A 1,193-nucleotide genomic window follows, 5' to 3' on the forward strand; every position below is an offset into this window, starting at 1 on the left:
GGACATCCAGACCATCACCCAGACCAAAACTCTGGCCAGTGAAACCAACAATATGGAGAAGATCCTCCAGAGTCTGGAACCGCAGATGGAGGTAACCACAGAGGACGGTTATACCGGCACTCTGACACTGGATCATACCACTGTCAAGGTAGCGGCAGACGGTTATGCTACCCGGACAAAGGATCTCTCCGCCACCCGCACCTATCCCAATCTCTCGGAAGCGGATCTATCTTTGATTCCAAAGAGCATTGAGGACAATGGGAAAAGCCTGACTCTGGCAGATGTCCAGTGGGCCGAGACCAGTGAAGTCGGGGCGGATGGTGCTGTTACCCGTTATACCGCCACCGCCAAATATACCGGCACTACCAGCAGCACTTATGCTACCGGCTACACTGTTACGGCAGACTATACCGGCCAAGTTTCCAAAACCAACTGCTCTGTGTTAACCTATACCGCCATTTTCGGCAGCATGGAGGTCCCCGAGGCGCAGACAGACCCGGCCCCCACAGATACCCCTTCCAGCGAAAACTCAAATGGGGCCACGGCAGAGATTGACATCAAACAGCCCCTCCTGATTGGCGGCGCGGTTCTCCTACTGACTGCAGGTGGGGTTTTCCTGTTCAAGCGATATAAAGGAAGGAGCTGATTCAACTGAAGCTGAGAGCACTTCTGCTGGCCACCATGTTATGCGCCCTATGTGTGGGCCAGGCCAGCGCCCTGGAATATACCATGGAGGCCCCGGACGATTACCTGTTCGGCAGACCTACCAGCGATGACACCATCTACGAATGGGAAGATCCCAATGTAGACCGGAGTAAGAACACCGCCCTGATCCCGCCTGGATTTGGCACGCCTACCAGTTACCTCCCCGGCAGCGGCGACCCTCTGACGCCCAATCTCATCCCCGGTGCTCTGGATGGCGGCGGGCTGGTGTCCCAGACAGGGAGCGTCAACTATCCTGTGATCGACACAGGAAATGGGGGCAGTTCTGGCCAGGACGTCGGCTATACTGCCGTCACCAGCGATCTCTACTACTCCGGCGGACATCTGGGGACGCTTAAGATCCCGGCCATTGGCCTGTCTACCAAGGTCTACGAAGGGACAGACAGCAGCACTCTGGCAAAAGGCGCGGGACATTTCCCCGACACCAGCATTTGGGATGGAAATGTTTGCATTGCTGGTCACAACCGCGG

Annotated in this window: 2 protein-coding genes; both read left to right on the forward strand. The window is 56.4% G+C overall.

The genetic code is table 11. The features are described from left to right. The coding region (locus ACTQ3R_RS16520) for a hypothetical protein (protein WP_441780232.1) at nucleotides 1-646 on the forward strand (646 nt) is incomplete at its 5' end. A gap of 35 nt (nucleotides 647-681) precedes the next feature. Further along, on the forward strand, nucleotides 682-1,193 hold a 512-nt coding region (locus ACTQ3R_RS16525; RefSeq protein ID WP_441780231.1), incomplete at its 3' end, for a sortase domain-containing protein.

Origin of the sequence: Lawsonibacter sp. LCP25S3_E2 (assembly GCF_052117285.1) — a bacterium.
Lineage (GTDB): Bacteria > Bacillota > Clostridia > Oscillospirales > Oscillospiraceae > Lawsonibacter.